The organism is uncultured Succinatimonas sp. (assembly GCF_905203285.1).
Classification (GTDB): domain Bacteria; phylum Pseudomonadota; class Gammaproteobacteria; order Enterobacterales; family Succinivibrionaceae; genus Succinatimonas.
Window position 1 is genome coordinate 1 of the sequence record NZ_CAJKVK010000042.1, and the last position, 17,096, is coordinate 17,096.

A 17,096-nucleotide genomic window follows, 5' to 3' on the forward strand; every position below is an offset into this window, starting at 1 on the left:
TCTTCTTCATTTGGACCTCAATGCGTGTCGCCGTTTCAGCCGCACAAGCGCCGAATACCACACGCCTATAGATAGAAAATACCGCGAAATTTTATATTAATAAAAAGATAAGAGCAAGATCTTTTTAGATCATTTTAGGGATCAAAAAAAGTTTGTCTTGGACTAAAAGACGAGTTTTGTTTAAAAACTGTAAGAGAAGTGTTTTTTGTGAAAAAATGCGACAATAGGCAATAATTCTTTTTCATAAGTTTTTTACATGTCATTTAAAGCAGCATTTTCCGTTATCGAAGTCTTATTAAACCGCCCCTTGTTTCAATGTTTTGATTACAAGCTTGAAGGTTTACATTCTGATGATATTGTCGGGGCCCGAGTTGAAGTTAATATCGCAGGCAGCCGCGAAATCGGCATTGTTTATAAAGTAAAGCATGACAGTATTTTGCCTTTTGAAAAATTAAAAAATGCACGGCTTCTTGATGAGAAAGATATTTTTGCGCCTGACCTTCATAAGATGTTGTCTTTTGCGAGCAATTATTATCTTTATCCTTTAGGTCAGTGCTATGTAAGCGCTTTGCCGAAGATGCTGCGTGACGGTAAGGAGGCCTCTTATGGCGAAATTCCTGCACTTGCCGCTACCAAAGAAGGGCTTGAGGCTGATTGTAAGAACTTAAAAGCAAAAGTGCAGGCGCAAATCCTCTCTTTATTAAAAGTGGGACCCGTAAAACGCAAAGAATTAAGGGAAAGAGGTTTTAGCGCACAGGCGGAAAACGCGCTTATAAAAAAAGGATTTGCCGTAAAAGTTAATTTGGCGCTAAGTCTTAAAGCAAATAAAAATATAATTGCACAAAACGTCTTAAAAGAAGAGCCTCCCGTCTTAAATCCCGAGCAAAGCGTTGCGGTTGAAACAATATGTGCCGCCAAAGGGTATCAGGCCTTTTTGCTAAACGGCGTAACCGGATCGGGCAAAACTGAAGTTTATCTGCAGGTAATTGCCAGTGTACTGAAAAAAGGACAGAGCGCTTTGGTTCTTGTTCCTGAAATTGCGCTGACTCCACAGACATTTGAGCGTTTTTATAATCGTTTTAATGTTCCGGTATCGTCAATGCATTCGGCGCTGTCAGATCGGGAGCGTCTGGATGCCTTTTTAGATATGCAAAGAGGCGAACCCTCAATTTTAATCGGGACTCGATCAGCTTTATTTACTCCCATACCGAATTTAGGGCTTATTGTTATAGATGAGGAGCATGACGGATCGTTTAAGCAGACCGACGGTTTTCGTTATCACGCGCGTTCTTTGGCGCTGGTACGTGCAAAAGCTGCCGGCTGCAAGATAATTTTAGGATCGGCAACGCCGAGTCTTGAAAGCGTAGAAAACGCTTTATGCGGAAAATTCACCAAACTTGATCTGACAATAAGAGCAGGCGGTGCCAGTTTGCCGCAATTTAAACTTATTGATTTAAAAAATGAACCTTTAACGCCGGGCATCAGAACCGGTATCGGTTTAGAACTTGAAAACCGTATCGGTGAAGAAACGGCTAAGGGCAATCAGGTTTTACTCTTTTTAAATCGCCGCGGCTATTCTCATCATTTATTCTGCCCACATTGCGGCAAGATCTTTACCTGTCCTAACTGTGACAATCCGCTTACCGTTCACAAAGGTGAAGGCAGGCTTAAATGTCATGTTTGTGATAACGTGTTTGCTCTTCCAGTCGTATGCCCTGATTGCGGCAGCCGGGAGTTTATGGAAAACGGCTACGGCACTGAGCAGGTAGAAGAATTTTTAAAACTGCGCTATCCCGACGTGGGAATCGAGCGTATTGACAGAGACAGCGTCAACAGCAAAGTCGAGCTTGAACGGCGTCTTGAACGAATTAAAGAAGGGAAAAGCCAGATCATGCTCGGGACCCAGATGCTTGCTAAGGGACATGATTTTCCTGATGTCACGCTGGTAGGCATATTGGATATTGACAGCGGCCTTTTTTCAGATGATTTCAGAGCCCTTGAATCAACCGCCCAGCTTTTGACTCAGGTGTCAGGACGAGCAGGAAGAGCCCAAAAGCAAGGGGAGGTGATTATTCAAAGCTATCATCCTGAAAATGAGTTGTTAAACAGGCTTATAACTCCCAATACCGCTTATTTTGATATTGCGCTTGATCTTTTGTTGATAAGAAAAAATTTAAGTTTGCCTCCTTTTTCTTATCAGGCATTTTTGCTTTCAAACAGCGAAGATCGGGTTAAAGCCTTTGCCTATTTACAGGAACTTAATTCTTGTTTAATTAAGAAAGCAGAATCGTATGAAGGTTTAAGTTTAGGTCCTGTAATTTCTGACAAGATGGAAAAAAGGCATAATCGCTATCATTTTCACATTCTGGTTACGGCTCTGCGCCGTGATGTTCTAAATGCTTTTTTAAATGAAACAGTGAAAATAGAGCAGGACAATCCCCCTAAAAACGACGTAAGGTTTGCTATAGAGGTTGATCCTTTGTTTCTTTACTGAGTTAGAAAACGGAGTCAAGGTGTTTGTATGCTGTTCGGCATTGATTTAGGCGGAACTAAAACCGAAATAACGGTATTAAGTGACGATGATCATGAGGTATTGTTAAAAAAAAGAGTTGCGACGGTAAAGAATAATTATGCCGCTACTCTTACTACCATTTCCTCTTTAGTAGATGAAGCGCAAAAGGCATTGAATGTCACGACAAATGTCTTTGGAGTGGCGATTCCGGGTACGGTATCGGCAATTACGCATACTATCAAAAACGCTAATTCCTATTGGCTTATCGGTAAAGATTTACTGCATGATTTGGAAAAAGCAACTGGGAAAAAAGTTTTTCTTGAAAATGACGCCAATTGCTTTGCTCTTTCTGAAGCCGTAGATGGAGCAGGAGCTGCATATAAGACGGTGTGGGGGCTTATTTTAGGTACCGGATCAGGAACGGGAATCGTCATTGATCGCAAGACAATCGAGGGACGAAACGGTCTTGGCGGAGAGTGGGGACATAATCCTTTGCCGTGGATGAATGATTATGAGCATGAGCTTGCTAAAACTCAGCATTGCTATTGCGGTAAGCAAGGATGCATAGAAACTTTTGTCTCCGGTACCGGCTTTGAAGCTGAGTATGCCAGGCAAAGCGGTAAAAACATTTTGGGAGCGGAAATAGCAAGGCTGTTAAAATCAGGTGAAAAAGAAGCCAAAGATACTTTTGATCTATATGTAGACAGACTTGCAAGATCCATTGCCTGTTTTGCCAATTTTATCGACCCTGACGTTATTGTGTTAGGCGGAGGAATGTCGAATTTAGACGCTCTTTATTCGGTTCTTCCGAATAAAGTAAAAGAGTATATTTTCGGTAAAGAGTTTGTTACGCCGATTGTTAAAGCAAAGCATGGTGATTCTTCAGGCGGGCGCGGTGCCGCATTCCTGTGTCAGACGGTATAGATGTTCATTACTTATTGCTCTTTGAATTTTGAGATTTAAAAATTAGTTTTTTTAGCATGTAAGCAGAATTGTTGCTATTGTGAAACCTTGAAATTTTAGAGGAAAAGTTTGCTTTGTGGTATCCTAATGGATCAGATTGCGCTTACTTAAGTATGCATGTAAAAACTTAAGGTAAAGGCGTTTTGTATACGCCTTCAATTGAAGGGTCTAATTTATATAACTCCTTTTGGAGATGTTGATGAAGCAGCACATTGAAAATTTACTTAAAAATGCCGTTTTAGCTTTAGCCAAAGATCATGAGATCCCGGAAAATGTCATTAACAATATAAAAGTAGAACGAGCCAAAGATAAGGCTCACGGTGATTTTGCCACCAATTTGGCTTTGATTTTAGCCAAGCCTTTGAAGATGAATCCAAGAGCCGTTGCCGAGCTTTTAATTAAAAATTTAGAACAATCCGCGCGTATAGAGAAAACTGAAATCGCAGGCCCCGGCTTTATTAATTTCTTTGTAAGCGACAGCTTTACAGCAATTAAGCTTCAGGAGATGAGCTCTGATGCCCGCCTTGGTATTAAAGAGGCAAAAGTAAAGGATACCGTCGTAGTTGACTATTCAGCACCGAATGTCGCTAAAGAAATGGCGGTACATCATATCCGCTCTACCGTAATCGGAGATGCAGTCGTTCGCGTCTTAGAGTTTTTAGGTCATAAAGTAATAAGAGCCAATCATGTCGGTGATTGGGGCACCCAGTTCGGCATGCTTATTGCTTATCTTGAGGAGCAGGAAAATAAGTACGGCACCAATCTTGATTTAAGTGATTTTGAAGCTTTTTATCGTGCCGCAAAGGAACGCTATGACGGAGATGAGAATTTTGCCGTTTTAGCTCGTTCATACGTGGTAAAACTGCAGTCAGGCGACGAGTATTGTAAAAAGATGTGGCAAAAACTCGTCAAAATGACCATGGACCAGAATCAGAAGCTTTATGATCGCCTTGACGTCACTTTAACTGAAAAAGATGTTATGGGTGAGAGCCTTTATAACGATATGCTGCCTAAAATCGTTGAAGATTTGATTCAAAAAGGAATCGCGGTCGAGGATCAAGGCGCTATCGTGGTTTTCCTGCCGCAGTTTAAGAATAAAGACGGTGAGCCGTTAGGTGAGATTGTGCGTAAGAAAGATGGCGGTTATCTGTACACTACTACTGATATCGCCTGCGTTAAGTATCGCGTTGAGACCTTAAAGGCCAACCGTCTTATGTACTTTATCGATTCTCGCCAGCACCAGCATTTGGAAGCTGCCTGGAGCATTGCAAGAATGGCAGGCTATGCTGATGACACAATTAAAATCGAGCATGAAGCTTTCGGTATGATGCTGGGTAAAGACGGGAAACCGTATAAAACCCGTTCAGGCGGTACCGTAAAGCTGCGTGATCTGCTTGATGAGGCAGAAAATAGAGTTACCTCTTTGCTTGAAAACCGTAACAGCCCGCTTCAAGGCAAAGAACGTGATGAAGTTATTCACAACATCGCTATCGGTGCGGTTAAATATGCTGATTTGTCAAAAAACCGTATGACCGATTATGTGTTTGATTGGGATTTGATGCTGTCTTTTGACGGAAATACCGCTCCTTATCTGCAGTACGCATATAGCCGAATTCGTTCCATTTTCCGTAAAGCGGAAACAAAACCCGGTGCTATTTTGTTAAAAGAAGAAGCTGAAAACAATTTGGCAACCAAGCTTTTGGCTTTTGAAGATACCGTAAAGAGTGTCGCCGAGAAGGCTATGCCGCATCTTTTGTGCACATATCTTTTTGAGCTTTCAGGTATCTTTATGCGCTTTTATGAGGCTTGTCCGGTGCTTAAAGGAGATGTCGCTCCTGAAATTCAGGCAAGCCGTTTGGCTCTTTGCGATTTAACCGCTAAAGTTTTAAAGCAAGGCTTAGGTCTTCTTGGCATTAATACTATGGAGCAGATGTAAATGTTCTCTAAGATTTCCGCAGGCGGTAAGCTTAAAGATAAAAAGAAGATTTTTACGCTGCTGTTTGCTGCCGTTGTAGTTATCTTATTTGCTGTTTTTTTACTGTCTCTATCAGGGGAAGAAAAAGATCAGAGCGCTGTATCTTCTTCTCAAGCTGAAACCTCGGGTGAGCTTGTGATAAATCAAGATGCGGTGACCGAGCCTGCTTCAAAGCGTTATGACTATAACAATGTTGTAACTGATGAAAGTACGGATGCAGAAGAGGCATCTGAGGTTGCATCAAGTCCTTTTGATATTTTGGATCAAAAGGCTTCAGGCGATGCTGCTTCGGTAGATGACGGTGCCGTAAGTTCTGATTCTGCTGAAACTTTAACTGCGGTAAAGCCAACAGTTCAAGCTGTTTTGTACTGTGATTCTTTTGCCGATAAATCAGCTGCGGAGACGCAAAAAGCGAAAATCGCTTTTATCGGGGTTATAAGCTCGGTAGTTCAAAGAGACGGAGCCTATAAACTTAAAATTGGACCTTTTCCGTCCAGAGATGAAGCAAAACAGATTTTTTCCAAGCTCGGGGACAATTCTTTAGTCGGAACTTGTTCTTTAGTTGATGAATAAGGTTTATAAAAGTAATGACAACAATCGTTTCAGTTCGCCGTAATAATGTAGTGGCCGTAGGCGGTGACGGACAGGTTACCATGGGGCAAAGCACCGTGTTAAAAGGAAACGCGGTTAAGGTAAGACGTCTTTTTAAAGGCAAGGTTATAGCAGGATTTGCAGGCAGTACCGCCGATGCATTTACTCTTCTTGATTTATTTGAAAGTAAGCTTGAAGAACATCAGGGAATTTTGGAAAGAGCCTGTGTTGCCTTGGTTAAAAATTGGCGTACCGACAGAGCGTTGCGTAAGCTTGAAGCTATTTTGATTGTCGCTGACAAGAATGCTTCTTTTTTAGTCAGCGGTACGGGTGACGTCGTCAGAATGGATGATGATATTTTGGCAACCGGATCGGGCGGTAATTATGCATTAGCCGCAGCACGCGCTTTGGTAGCAAACACTGATTTGGATGCCAAAACCATCGTTAAAAAATCACTTGAAATAGCAGGTGATATTTGCGTGTACACCAATCAAAACCATGTTATAGAGACTATTGAATATTAAGGATTAATGAAAATGACGGAACTTACTCCGCGTGAAATCGTAAGTGAACTTGATAGATTTATTATCGGACAGAAAGAAGCGAAGAAGTCTGTTGCTATCGCATTGCGTAATCGTTGGCGTAGAATGCAGATTGATCCTAAGCTTCGCGGTGAAATTTTTCCGAAAAACATTTTAATGATAGGACCTACCGGTGTCGGTAAAACGGAAATCGCCCGCCGTTTGGCCTCTCTTGCCAATGCTCCTTTTATCAAGGTTGAGGCAACTAAGTATACTGAGGTTGGTTATGTAGGAAAGGAAGTCGATTCCATAATTCGCGATCTGGTGGATGTCGGCATGAAATTGGTTAAAGAGCAGGCTTTTAAGAAAAATCGCGTCAGAGCCGAAGATGCCGCTGAAGAACGCATTTTGGATGCTTTGCTGCCGCCTGCCGATAATACGCCTGAGAGTGAAAAGGAAAATAATCCTACCCGCCAGATTTTCCGTAAAAAACTTCGTGAACACGAACTTGACGACCGTGAAATTGAAATCAGAGTTGCCGATACCGGTCCTAGTTTTAATATAATCGGCGGCAATGCGGCTATTGAAGAAGTAAATAATCAGCTGCAGTCTCTTTTTGACAATATGAATGCCAATCGTACCGTTGTCAGAAAAATGAAAATTAAGGATGCTTTTAAAGAGATCGTTATGGAAGAGGCTGAAAAGCTTACTAAAAAGGATGATTTAAAAGCTGAAGCCATTAATCTTACTGAAAACAACGGTATTGTCTTTATCGATGAAATCGACAAGATTTGCGGACAGGATTTGAACGGATCCAGAGGTGAAGTGTCACGTCAGGGCGTACAGCGTGATTTGCTGCCGTTAATTGAAGGCTGTCAGGTTAGCACTAAGTACGGTATGGTCAGAACCGATCATATTTTGTTTATCGCTTCAGGTGCTTTCCAAATGTCAAAGCCTTCTGATTTGATTCCTGAACTGCAGGGGCGTCTGCCGATTCGTGTAGAGCTTAAGGCTTTAACTTCCGAAGATTTTGAGCGTATTTTAAAAGAGCCGCATACTTCGCTTACCAAACAGTATGAAATGCTGCTTGCAACCGAAGGCGTTACCATCGAGTTTACCGATGACGCAATTAAGCGCATTGCTGAGGACGCTTTTACCGTTAACGAGCGTACTGAAAATATCGGTGCACGCCGCTTGCATACTTTGATGGAAAAGCTTTTGGAAAGTGTTTCTTTTGAAGCGCCTGATCATGCCGGGCAAAAAGTGATTATTGATGCTAAATATGTCGATGATCATTTAGGAGAGCTCGTGCAGAATGAAGATTTAAGCCGTTATATTCTGTAGGAAAAGTTTATGAGTGAGCATGATGATTCGTTAAGCCCCAAAGAGCGTGAGCTTATAGCAAGTTTAAAGGAAATAGTCTCGTTAAGTGAGAATATGCGCATTAAGCTTGAAAGGGCACAAAAGGAATTGAGCTCACTGCAGGCTACTTTGTCTTCAGAAAGACGCAGTATGATTGAGCTTAAAGAAGAGAATCAGCATTTGCGTGAAGTTTTGCAGAACTGGCGGAATCGGATGAATTCGGTTCTGGAACAGTTAGGTGAAATAAAGTAGTAAAAACTAAGGCCGGATATCCGGCCTTAATTTTGAATGCTATTTAGCTCTCGATATTTAAAGGTTTTCTTCCGATCCTAAAGAGTATAGTGCTGACTATAACGCCGCACAGTAAAGAGAGCAGGAAGAACAACGGATTTTCTGCCAATACCACGATAAAGATGCCGCCGTGAGGGGCACATAATCCGCAGCTAAAGAACATTGATAAAGCACCTGCTACTGCAGCACCTGAAATGCAGGCGATACGCATTTTAGTCGGATTTATGGCTAAAAACGGATAGACACCTTCAGTTATAAACAAAAATCCTTTACTTATTGCAGCCCATGCTAAACCTTGTTCAGGTTTTGAGAAACAGTTCTTAAAAAGTAATGCGCCAAGACCTGCGGCAATCGGCGGTACCATACCTCCTACCATTACTGCTGCCATAATAAGGCAGCCCGGGCCTACTTCAGGCAGACAATCACCTAAGAGTAAAACACCGCATGCGTAGGCAATTTTATTGCAAGGTCCTCCCATATCGGCAGCCATCATACCGCCTAACACAGCTCCTATAATCGCCAGAACCCAAGCATTGGCTCCCGATAAAAACATCTCGATAGCCGAATCGATAAGAATTGCCGGGATATTGGTAATAAATTTAGCAATGATAGTTGTGAGTACGGCACCTAGCAACGGATAAACCAAGAGCGCGAACATAGCGTCATGGCCTTTTAGGAATCTTGCGGCAAGCCGCGCGGATAAAAATGCCACCCCGCCGCCTACAAAACCGTTTAAGACCGCTCCGATAACTCCGGCATCAGACATATCTGCCATAACGCCGCCGGTAAATCCTGCGACAAGCGCCATGCGTCCGGCCATGGAGAAGGCGATAAAAGCGCTTAACACCGGGAAAAGCAAGGCACCGATACTGTAGCCGATAGTATCAAGGAAGAAGCCCAGCTCCGTGTCGCGAATGAAATTAAGGCGGGCAACGGCGGAAAGAATGCCTGCGGTTGCTGCAAGCGGGAGAATATAGGTAAGTCCGCTCATTAAGTGACGGTACAGTTTCATCGGAATATTGGAAGATTCCGATAAGGCGCCGGCACTGTAAACAGGGCAATTAGGATCTAATGCTTTGGTGATAAGTTCAAGCGGACGGCGTACTCCGTCGACTACGCCTACGCGAACCATTCTTTTACCGATGAAACGATCAATATTAACGGCACGATCAGCGGCAACGATTACGGCTTTAGCGTTGGCGATTTCCTCCGGCATCAGCTGATTGCGGTTACCGGCGGCTCCGTCAGCCTCGACTTTGATGGAAATTCCCATTTCTTTGGCTTTATGCTCAAGAGCTTCCGCTGCCATATAAGTATGGGAAAGTCCGGCAGGACATGCGGTTACGGCAACAAGATCATAAACGGGAACTTTTGCTTTGTTTTCTGACTGCTGCGTGTTTTCTTGTTGTTGTGCCTGTTCTTTTTGCTCTTCCTCTTCTTTGTTTATTTCTTTTTTTTCTGCTTCATTAATATAAGAAAGGAATTCATCCACGCTTTTAGCTGAAATCAGAGCTTTACGGAAATCTTCGTCGATTAACAAAGATGACAGGCGGGCAAGAACATCAAGATGAGCATCAGAGGCGTTATGCGGTGAGGCGATTAAAAAGATAAGATTGACGGGTTCTCCGTCAATTGAATCAAATTCAACGCCGTTTTTAACCACCATGGCAGAGAGCGCCGGTCTTGAAACGCCGGCACTTTTGGCATGGGGGATAGCTACACCCTCACCAAATCCGGTGGAACCTTTGCGTTCACGATCAAAAACAGCGGCACGAAAGCGCTCCGTGTCACTTAAACAGCCGGTCCCTGCAAGACTGTCTACAAGATCGTTAATTGCAGATTCTTTATTGATGGGAGCGGCGGTTAGATTTACCGCTCGCCGATCCAAAAGATCGCAAATATGCATATTTTTTCCTAAGTGATAAACACGGCTTAATTATACAGATAACGCAATTGAAAATGTAAATTGCGTATGCCGGAATATCGGCATGTAAGATTTCTTTTAAATAATCTTTACATTGCAAATTTGTCCGCAAGCACTGGTACAGATAGTTTCTTTAGTATCAAGATCCTGATCCATATTAAGTGACGGAACATCTTCTTTAGGTATTCCGACTACACGAGCGGGAATTCCCGCTACCGTAGTGTGCGGCATAACATCGGCAAGTACGACGGAACCAGCTCCGATTTTGGCGTTATCACCGATTTTGATGTTGCCGAGGATCTTTGCTCCGGCTCCAATCATAACACCTGAACCTACTTTTGGATGACGATCGCCTTGTTCTTTACCGGTACCGCCAAGAGTAACGTTATGCAAAATGGACACGTTATTGCCGACGCGTGCGGTTTCGCCTATGACTATTCCTGTCGCGTGGTCAAACATGATGCCGTGACCGATTTGCGCTGCAGGATGGATGTCCACGCCGAAAACGTCTGAAACTATGCCTTGCATAAAACGGGCAAAATCACGACGGCCTTGCTGCCATAACCAGTGAGCGACACGCCATGATTCAAGTGCGTGAGGTCCTTTAAAGTATAAAAAAGGAGAAGTGTAGTCAGACGCTGCCGGGTCACGGGAACATACTGCTATCAGATCTTCAGCGGCGTCCTCAAGAATTTGAGGATCTGCAGTAAATGCTTCAATGCAGATTTGAAAGAGCTCTTTTTGCCCGATAACGGGAGTAGCAAGACGGTTGGAGATAATTTGCGCCAGTCCTTCACCTAAATTGGCACAATTTAATATCGCTTTATCAAGGTAACCTTTTAAGAGCGGCTCTTTTTGTAAGATATTTGCAGCTTCTTTTTGCATTTGTTCCCATAAAAGAACCGATTTTAGTTGAGAGTTAGCCACTTGCTGAATCCTCATTAACAGTAAGTTTCACCGTTTTTGCTTTTGTTTTGCTTGTATATTTCCGGATTCACCGGGCAAGAAGTTTCGTCCATAAATTGAACGTCTTTGTACGTATCATCCGTATCCGGCTCCATATGTATGGTTATATCACTGTCAGGATAACGGATTTTGATGGCCTTTTCAGCCTCTGAGGCAATTTTATGCGCTTTTGTTAATGGCATATTACCATCAAGGACAATATGACATTGAATAAAAGTATGAGGACCTGCCTGTCTTGTTTTTAAATCGTGAAGTGATAGTACCCCGTCAATTCCTAAAATTAAGGACATAACTTCAGTATGTTCTGCAGGCGGCATTGATTTATCAAGAAGCGTTGAGATGGCAGTCCTTCCGATATGATAAGCGCTATGCAGAATATAAAAACCTAAAATCACCGTAAACAGACCGTCAGCCCAAGCAAAATTAAAGCGGCTTAAGATTAACGAAGCGACGACTCCCAAATTTAATAGGATGTCGGATAAATAGTGATACCTGTCGGCATTAATTGCTTCGCTTGATGTCTTTTTATATACGTAGCTTTGAAAAGTGACAAGGCATACCGTGATAAGCAAGGATAAAGTGGTGACAATGATGGCAGCGTCAATATAGCCGATGACTTCAGGATTTTGCAGACGTTCAAAACCGTGAACTATAAGAAGGATTGAAGATCCGCTTATAAATGCTGCTTGTGTAAGGGCAGCTAAAGCTTCGGCCTTATAGTGACCGAAACGATGATCTTTATCGGCAGGAGCCAGGGCAAAACGCAGAGCAAGCAAATTAATAAAAGAAGCGCAGCAGTCGATAAGCGAGTCGGTAAGTGAAGCCAGAATTGTTGAAGAACCGCTGAAAAACCAGACTGTAGCTTTCATGACAATAAGAGAAATAGCTGTTGCAACCGAAGCAAATCCGGCAAGCAGCACCAGTTTTCTGTAATTGACTGCAGGAATGTTTGGTTCCTCAGTACAAGGCTTGTTCACTTCAATCATTTTCTTTTTATTTATCGTTATTCCTTTTGTTAAAAAGGAGTTTTGGAAGCTTAATCTTTTTATAAAAAATTCTGTTTATTGTAACAGCCTTTTGGTTTAAAAATTTTTGTCAGCTAAAAGTCGCCCTATATCATAGCGAGATTGGAAAATCGCACTTATAATCTAAGTAATCATAGTACGAAAATATAGAAGCCAGATACTTTACGCAACGTGGATTTTTATGGTGCGCGTAATTGTTTAAACGTAAAGCTCGGACGCTTTTAAGGCAGGTGCGGCGATGATGCTTAATAAGATACTGCGGTTTATTTTTTATTATCCCATTCGTTTTACGGCAACTTGTGATCCGGTTCCGTTTGAGCCTTTAAAGCATATTAAAATTGATAAGCATAAGCCTATTGCTTATGTAACGGTGTCATCGTCAGTCGCTAATTTGATGACTATTGAGCGCTTGACCAAAAAACTGGGGTTGCCCAGTCCGTTTGAGCCTTTGGTTGTAGGACCGATGCGTTTAAAAAGAACGGCTTATTTAAGATCGCCCGGTCTTTTCAGTTCCCGTTTGCATAAACGTGATATTTATAAAGTTTTTAATACGTGGGTTGCCGCTTGCCGAGATTTTGGCACTGATATTCAGATAATTCCCATCACTGTTTTGTGGTCGCGAAACCCTTCTTATGAAGGTTTGGCAATGCGCGGCATTGAGGCTCCGACTCCTTCATGGCGTAAATTTTTAACCGTAACTTTCTCGGGACGAGATAACTGCACTATTGTTTCAGATCCGGTATCGGCTCTTGCCATTCAAGAAAAATTAGAGCAAAGCAAATATACTAATTTATTGCAGCGAGCAGCAGCTTTGCATTTTCTGCGTAAAGCCAGATCGGTTGTAGGAAAGCCTTTCCCTAACCGTAAGCTTCTTATTGAGGAGCTGATGTCAAGACAAGGTACGCAAGTTGCGATTGAAGAGGAAATGAAGCGCAGCGGAGCGAAGAAAGAAGATCTTGAAGTAAAGGCGCGGCAGATTTTTGACGTGATGGCGGCAGATACCCGTTATCCGCTTTTGAAGTTTTTAAATTCCGTTATCAGCCTTTTGTGGCGGCGTTTTTATCACGGACAAACAATCATTGGGGCAAACCGTGTTCGTGAACTGGTACAAAGCGGACATGAGATCATTTATATTCCGTGCCATAGAAGCCACATGGACTATATTTTGCTGTCCTTTGTTATTTTCCATGAAGGTTTGCCGCTGCCGCAGATTGCCTCTGGAGACAATTTGAATTTCTTTCCGGTAGGACCGCTTATTCGCCGTTGCGGTTCGTATTTTATTCGCCGCAAGATGAAAGGAGATCTGTTTTATACCGATATGTTCAGAGAGTATTTAAGTTTGCTCTTTGAACACGGATATGCTACGGAATTCTTCATTGAAGGCGGACGATCACGTACCGGCAGAACTTTGCCGCCGCGAACCGGCATGGTTTCAATGACCGTTCAGGCGCAATTGCGCGGTATTGAACGTCCTATTGCCTTTATTCCGACATATTTAGGCTATGAGCATGTTATGGAAGTCGGATCGTACATGAAGGAATTAGGCGGAGCGCAGAAAGAAAAAGAAAGTGCTTGGCAGCTTTTAGGTATTTTTAAGCGTTTTAGATATTACGGCCGCGGTTATGTAACTTTCGGTGAGCCGGTTATCGTTCCGCGCTATTTGTCGCAAATGGTTCCTGATTGGCGAAAAGATCTTGACCCGACAGGACGAGGACGTCCCGATTGGCTTTATGAAACAGTCAATCAGATGTCGCATGATATTATTATTAAGCTTAATGATTCGGCAATTGCCAACGGTATTAATCTGTGCGCGTTAGCTCTTATGAGCGATGAGGATCATATTATCAGCATGCGCGGACTGCACCGCTGTGTTGCTTTGTTCTTAAAGCTTTTAGAGTGCGATGAGGCCCGACACAAGTCTTTGCCTGAAGACAGGGAAACCGGTGTTTTGATTAAGCAGGCGCTCGAATTGCATAAATTCCATGTTTATAACGTAGGCGACATGGAGTTCGTGCGTCCAAGCCGCGGTCAGACTTTGCAGCTTAGATATTTTAAGAATAATATTCTGCATTTGTTTGCGCTTCCTGCGCTTATTGCCAATATCCTTATCCGCAACGGTCATATTTTAAGAAAAGACGTCAACACGCATACAAGATCGTTGTTTTATTTTTTGCGTCATGAGCTTTATTCTCCGGTTCCTGAGGAGTCGCTTGATAATTTAATTGAGATTTATATCGACACTTTCTTAAAGGAAGGTTATATAACGCAAAATGAAGACATGCTTTATATTTCAGGTGACGGGTTTAATGAGTTTAGTATTTTATCAAGAACCATTCGACCGCACTTGATTCGCTTCCTGGTTGCGGGAACAGCATTAAAGCAGATAGAAGACGGTACAATGAATGTTGACGCCTTCATTAAAAAGTGCATTGATTTATCAAAGCGTCTGTCTTCTTATGTAACTGAGAATTCTCCTGATTTTGCCGATCCGATTTTGTTTAAGATCATATGCCATACTTTCATTAGACATAAGTATTTTGAGGTATTGGAAGACGGCACGATTAAGAAGAATCTTCCTAAAGTGGAGAAACTGTTGCGAGCTGCCGAGCCTTTGCTTGCAGCACGTGAGGTGCAGGCTCTTACCGGCAGGAAAGTAAGAGGCAATCTTATCAAACAGCAGACCGCCTCTTAATTGTCTACTTTAGCGGCGTACGAGTAAAGCGCCGCTTTCTAAGTGGTGGGTATAAGGGAATTGATCGAAAAACGCGAGTTTTTCGATGCGATGGGTTTTAGTTAAAAACTGCAAATCAGATGCAAAAGACTCCGGACCGCAGGAAATGTAAATTACTCTGTCAAAACGGGCAGTGAACTTTAGTGCCGCTTCATCTTGAAGACCGGCGCGCGGCGGGTCAATTAATAAGGTTTTGAAATTATATTCGTTAAGATCTACGTCTTTTTGCTGTAATCGGTTGAAAGTGCGTTCGCGGTTTAACGCCTGTGTTACTTCAACGGCGCTTAAACGTACCAATTTAACGTTATCAATATTATTTTTTTCTAAATTGCGCAGCGCATTTTGCGTAGGGACTCTTGCGACTTCAGTAGCAAGCACTTTGCGATAACAGGGAGCTAAAGTAGCAGTGAAAGTTCCCGAACCGCAATAAAGCTCTAAAAGATCGGTATTTTGCATGTCTTTTGAGCAGTTTAGGGCAAATTCGAGCATTTTTTCGCAGGTTGCGGCATTAGGCTGAGTAAAAGTGCCTTCAATTTGGTAGAGATAAACATTTTTGTCGTTAACTTTAAGACATTCAAGTAAGGTATCGTCTTTACACGTGATTTTTTGTTTGCGGGCACGCGCCACTATTTCTGCGTTAAGTGATTTTTCTTGTAAATATGATCTTAATTTTTCAAGGGAAACAGCAAAATCATCATCTAATTTTTTATGATAATTTAAAGTGATAATGACGTCACCTTGTAAATTACAAAGAAAGTCAGCCTCAAATAAACGGTTTTTAATCAGTAGGTCGGTAAGAGCATATTCTTTAAGTAAAGTCATTGCTTTGTTTATTGCAAGACTTACGCCGTCAAAGTAGGTAATGAAAACGCGTTTTTTCTTACCGTTTTCTTTATCGTACATGCAGTATTCAAAGCCACTTTCGGTATGAAAGACGGCAAACTCCGCGCGCATGCGGTAATTACTCGGCGTTGAAGGAAAAATTTGGGGAGTCGGAAGCGTAATTCCTTTATCTTTAAGCAGATTTAAAACATAAGCGGTTTTTTCGTTTAAATAGTTTTGATAATTGTTAGGATCGGTCGTGGTTAAAAGTTCTTTTAGCATGATTCACCAGGAGATCTGAATTTTAGGAATTAAAGCTTTAACTTAGCTCTGAAATTTTGTTGTTATAATACTGGAAAAAAGCATATTTAAAAAATTTCTATAATAGCTTTTAGGGTTTAGGTCAAAAATAGTAGAGATGTTTCGAGTATTATTTTTTGATTCAGGTTTGGGCGGTACGTCAGTATTTAGTGCCGTGAGGGAGTTAAACCCGAATTGCAGCTATTATTATCTTTTTGATAATGAATGCTTCCCTTATGGAAATAAGGATGAAGACTTTATTATTAAGCGTACGGATGAAATATTAGAAGAGAGCGTCAAACGTTTTTCGGTTTCTTTGATAGTAGTTGCCTGCAATACGGCAAGTACAATTGCATTGCCTAAGTTAAGAGATAGGATAAAAATCCCTATTGTCGGAGTGGTTCCGGCTATAAAGCCTGCAGCAGTTAAAAGTAAGAGCAAGATCATAGGCCTTGTTGCAACGCCCGGTACTATTCGTCGTGCTTATACCAATGATCTTATAGAAAAGTTTGCTAAAGATTGTAAAGTACTTAAAATCGGCACTACGGATTTAGTTTGTCTTTGCGAGCGCAAAATGGCGGGTAAACCAGTTACTCTTACGGAGGTTGCGGATGTGTTCGGACCGTGGCTTATGTTAAAGCCTGATGAAAGACCTGACAGCATAGTATTAGGGTGCACGCATTTCCCTTTAGTAAAAGACGAGATCGGATCATTATTTCCTAAAGCCGTTCTGGTTGATTCAGGCGAGGCTATAGGCAGAAGAGTAAGAAGTCTTATTTCTTTAAATCAGGCTCTTTCGTATGAAGAGATAAATGACGGAAACCATGCTTTTTTTACCGGAGATCTTGTAAATCATTTTGGATATGAAAACGCTTTTAAGCGGCTTGGATTTAAAGATTTGACGAAATTTTCTTTAAAGTGACGTTCAAAACATTGGTTTTACAAAAACATACAATTTTATCTGCAGATAAAGTAAAAATTTATTTTGCATAAAATCAAGAAGTTAATAAAAAACGTTAAAAAATTGTAAAAAATTATTTGACAGCGTGAAAAGATAATCTATAATGTGCAACCACTTGAGCGGCACGCTCTGCTCAAAAAGCTCTTTAAAAA

The 17,096-nt window shown here is 41.9% G+C and carries 13 protein-coding genes; 9 read left to right on the forward strand and 4 right to left on the reverse strand.

From position 1 onward, the window contains the following. The first annotated feature begins 256 nt into the window (after nucleotides 1-256). From priA to QZ019_RS05765, 7 genes are all read left to right on the forward strand, one after another. Nucleotides 257-2,494, forward strand: a complete 2,238-nt coding sequence (gene priA / locus QZ019_RS05735) for a primosomal protein N' (RefSeq protein WP_295483076.1) — start codon at nucleotides 257-259, stop codon at nucleotides 2,492-2,494. A 27-nt stretch (nucleotides 2,495-2,521) separates the two neighbouring features. Continuing rightward, a complete protein-coding gene (locus tag QZ019_RS05740; RefSeq protein ID WP_295483078.1) occupies nucleotides 2,522-3,436 on the forward strand; it encodes an ROK family protein in 915 nt (304 codons plus the stop codon). A gap of 238 nt (nucleotides 3,437-3,674) precedes the next feature. Continuing rightward, a complete protein-coding gene (gene argS, locus QZ019_RS05745) occupies nucleotides 3,675-5,411 on the forward strand; it encodes an arginine--tRNA ligase (RefSeq protein ID WP_295483082.1) in 1,737 nt (578 codons plus the stop codon). After that, entirely contained in the window at nucleotides 5,412-6,023 is a 612-nt protein-coding gene (locus QZ019_RS05750) for an SPOR domain-containing protein (RefSeq protein WP_295483085.1), read from the forward strand. It abuts the gene before it with no gap. 14 nt (nucleotides 6,024-6,037) lie between these two features. Beyond that, entirely contained in the window at nucleotides 6,038-6,565 is a 528-nt protein-coding gene (gene hslV, locus QZ019_RS05755; RefSeq protein ID WP_295483087.1) for an ATP-dependent protease subunit HslV, read from the forward strand. A 12-nt stretch (nucleotides 6,566-6,577) separates the two neighbouring features. Continuing rightward, entirely contained in the window at nucleotides 6,578-7,906 is a 1,329-nt protein-coding gene (hslU, locus tag QZ019_RS05760; RefSeq protein ID WP_294567669.1) for an ATP-dependent protease ATPase subunit HslU, read from the forward strand. Between the two features lie 9 nt (nucleotides 7,907-7,915). Then, nucleotides 7,916-8,176 carry a hypothetical protein gene (locus QZ019_RS05765; RefSeq protein WP_009143550.1) on the forward strand — a complete coding sequence of 87 codons (261 nt, stop codon included), beginning with the start codon at nucleotides 7,916-7,918 and terminating at the stop codon, nucleotides 8,174-8,176. Between the two features lie 43 nt (nucleotides 8,177-8,219). Here QZ019_RS05765 and QZ019_RS05770 read toward each other — a convergent pair whose 3' ends face one another. The 3 genes from QZ019_RS05770 to QZ019_RS05780 form a co-directional block, all read right to left on the reverse strand. Further along, nucleotides 8,220-10,121 (reverse strand): fructose-specific PTS transporter subunit EIIC, encoded by a 1,902-nt coding sequence (locus QZ019_RS05770; protein ID WP_294567672.1) that lies wholly within the window; start codon nucleotides 10,119-10,121, stop codon nucleotides 8,220-8,222. Between the two features lie 96 nt (nucleotides 10,122-10,217). Then, on the reverse strand, nucleotides 10,218-11,081 hold the full coding sequence (cysE, locus tag QZ019_RS05775) for a serine O-acetyltransferase (protein WP_294567673.1): 864 nt from the start codon (nucleotides 11,079-11,081) through the stop codon (nucleotides 10,218-10,220). Next, on the reverse strand, nucleotides 11,081-12,091 hold the full coding sequence (locus QZ019_RS05780) for a cation diffusion facilitator family transporter (RefSeq protein WP_295483092.1): 1,011 nt from the start codon (nucleotides 12,089-12,091) through the stop codon (nucleotides 11,081-11,083). Before QZ019_RS05780 ends, cysE begins: the two co-directional genes overlap by 1 nt. Before the next feature lie 277 nt (nucleotides 12,092-12,368). On the opposite strand from QZ019_RS05780, the gene plsB reads away from it, so the two are divergent. Then, nucleotides 12,369-14,822 carry a glycerol-3-phosphate 1-O-acyltransferase PlsB gene (gene plsB, locus QZ019_RS05785; protein WP_294567677.1) on the forward strand — a complete coding sequence of 818 codons (2,454 nt, stop codon included), beginning with the start codon at nucleotides 12,369-12,371 and terminating at the stop codon, nucleotides 14,820-14,822. Nucleotides 14,823-14,831: 9 nt separating this feature from the next. Here the strand turns inward: plsB and trmA are convergent, their stop codons facing one another. Beyond that, nucleotides 14,832-15,965: a tRNA (uridine(54)-C5)-methyltransferase TrmA gene (gene trmA / locus QZ019_RS05790; RefSeq protein ID WP_295483097.1), complete on the reverse strand. Its 1,134-nt coding sequence runs from the start codon at nucleotides 15,963-15,965 to the stop codon at nucleotides 14,832-14,834. Between the two features lie 136 nt (nucleotides 15,966-16,101). On the opposite strand from trmA, the gene murI reads away from it, so the two are divergent. Beyond that, nucleotides 16,102-16,905: a glutamate racemase gene (gene murI / locus QZ019_RS05795; protein WP_295483100.1), complete on the forward strand. Its 804-nt coding sequence runs from the start codon at nucleotides 16,102-16,104 to the stop codon at nucleotides 16,903-16,905. Nucleotides 16,906-17,096 lie beyond the last annotated feature (191 nt).

Coding starts and splice junctions, on each gene's coding strand:
- priA (WP_295483076.1), top strand. CDS start 257: ATGTCATTTAAAGCAGCATTTTCCGTTATCGAAGTCTTATTAAACCGC.
- QZ019_RS05740 (WP_295483078.1), top strand. CDS start 2,522: ATGCTGTTCGGCATTGATTTAGGCGGAACTAAAACCGAAATAACGGTA.
- argS (WP_295483082.1), top strand. CDS start 3,675: ATGAAGCAGCACATTGAAAATTTACTTAAAAATGCCGTTTTAGCTTTA.
- QZ019_RS05750 (WP_295483085.1), top strand. CDS start 5,412: ATGTTCTCTAAGATTTCCGCAGGCGGTAAGCTTAAAGATAAAAAGAAG.
- hslV (WP_295483087.1), top strand. CDS start 6,038: ATGACAACAATCGTTTCAGTTCGCCGTAATAATGTAGTGGCCGTAGGC.
- hslU (WP_294567669.1), top strand. CDS start 6,578: ATGACGGAACTTACTCCGCGTGAAATCGTAAGTGAACTTGATAGATTT.
- QZ019_RS05765 (WP_009143550.1), top strand. CDS start 7,916: ATGAGTGAGCATGATGATTCGTTAAGCCCCAAAGAGCGTGAGCTTATA.
- QZ019_RS05770 (WP_294567672.1), bottom strand. CDS start 10,121: ATGCATATTTGCGATCTTTTGGATCGGCGAGCGGTAAATCTAACCGCC.
- cysE (WP_294567673.1), bottom strand. CDS start 11,081: ATGAGGATTCAGCAAGTGGCTAACTCTCAACTAAAATCGGTTCTTTTA.
- QZ019_RS05780 (WP_295483092.1), bottom strand. CDS start 12,091: ATGATTGAAGTGAACAAGCCTTGTACTGAGGAACCAAACATTCCTGCA.
- plsB (WP_294567677.1), top strand. CDS start 12,369: ATGATGCTTAATAAGATACTGCGGTTTATTTTTTATTATCCCATTCGT.
- trmA (WP_295483097.1), bottom strand. CDS start 15,965: ATGCTAAAAGAACTTTTAACCACGACCGATCCTAACAATTATCAAAAC.
- murI (WP_295483100.1), top strand. CDS start 16,102: ATGTTTCGAGTATTATTTTTTGATTCAGGTTTGGGCGGTACGTCAGTA.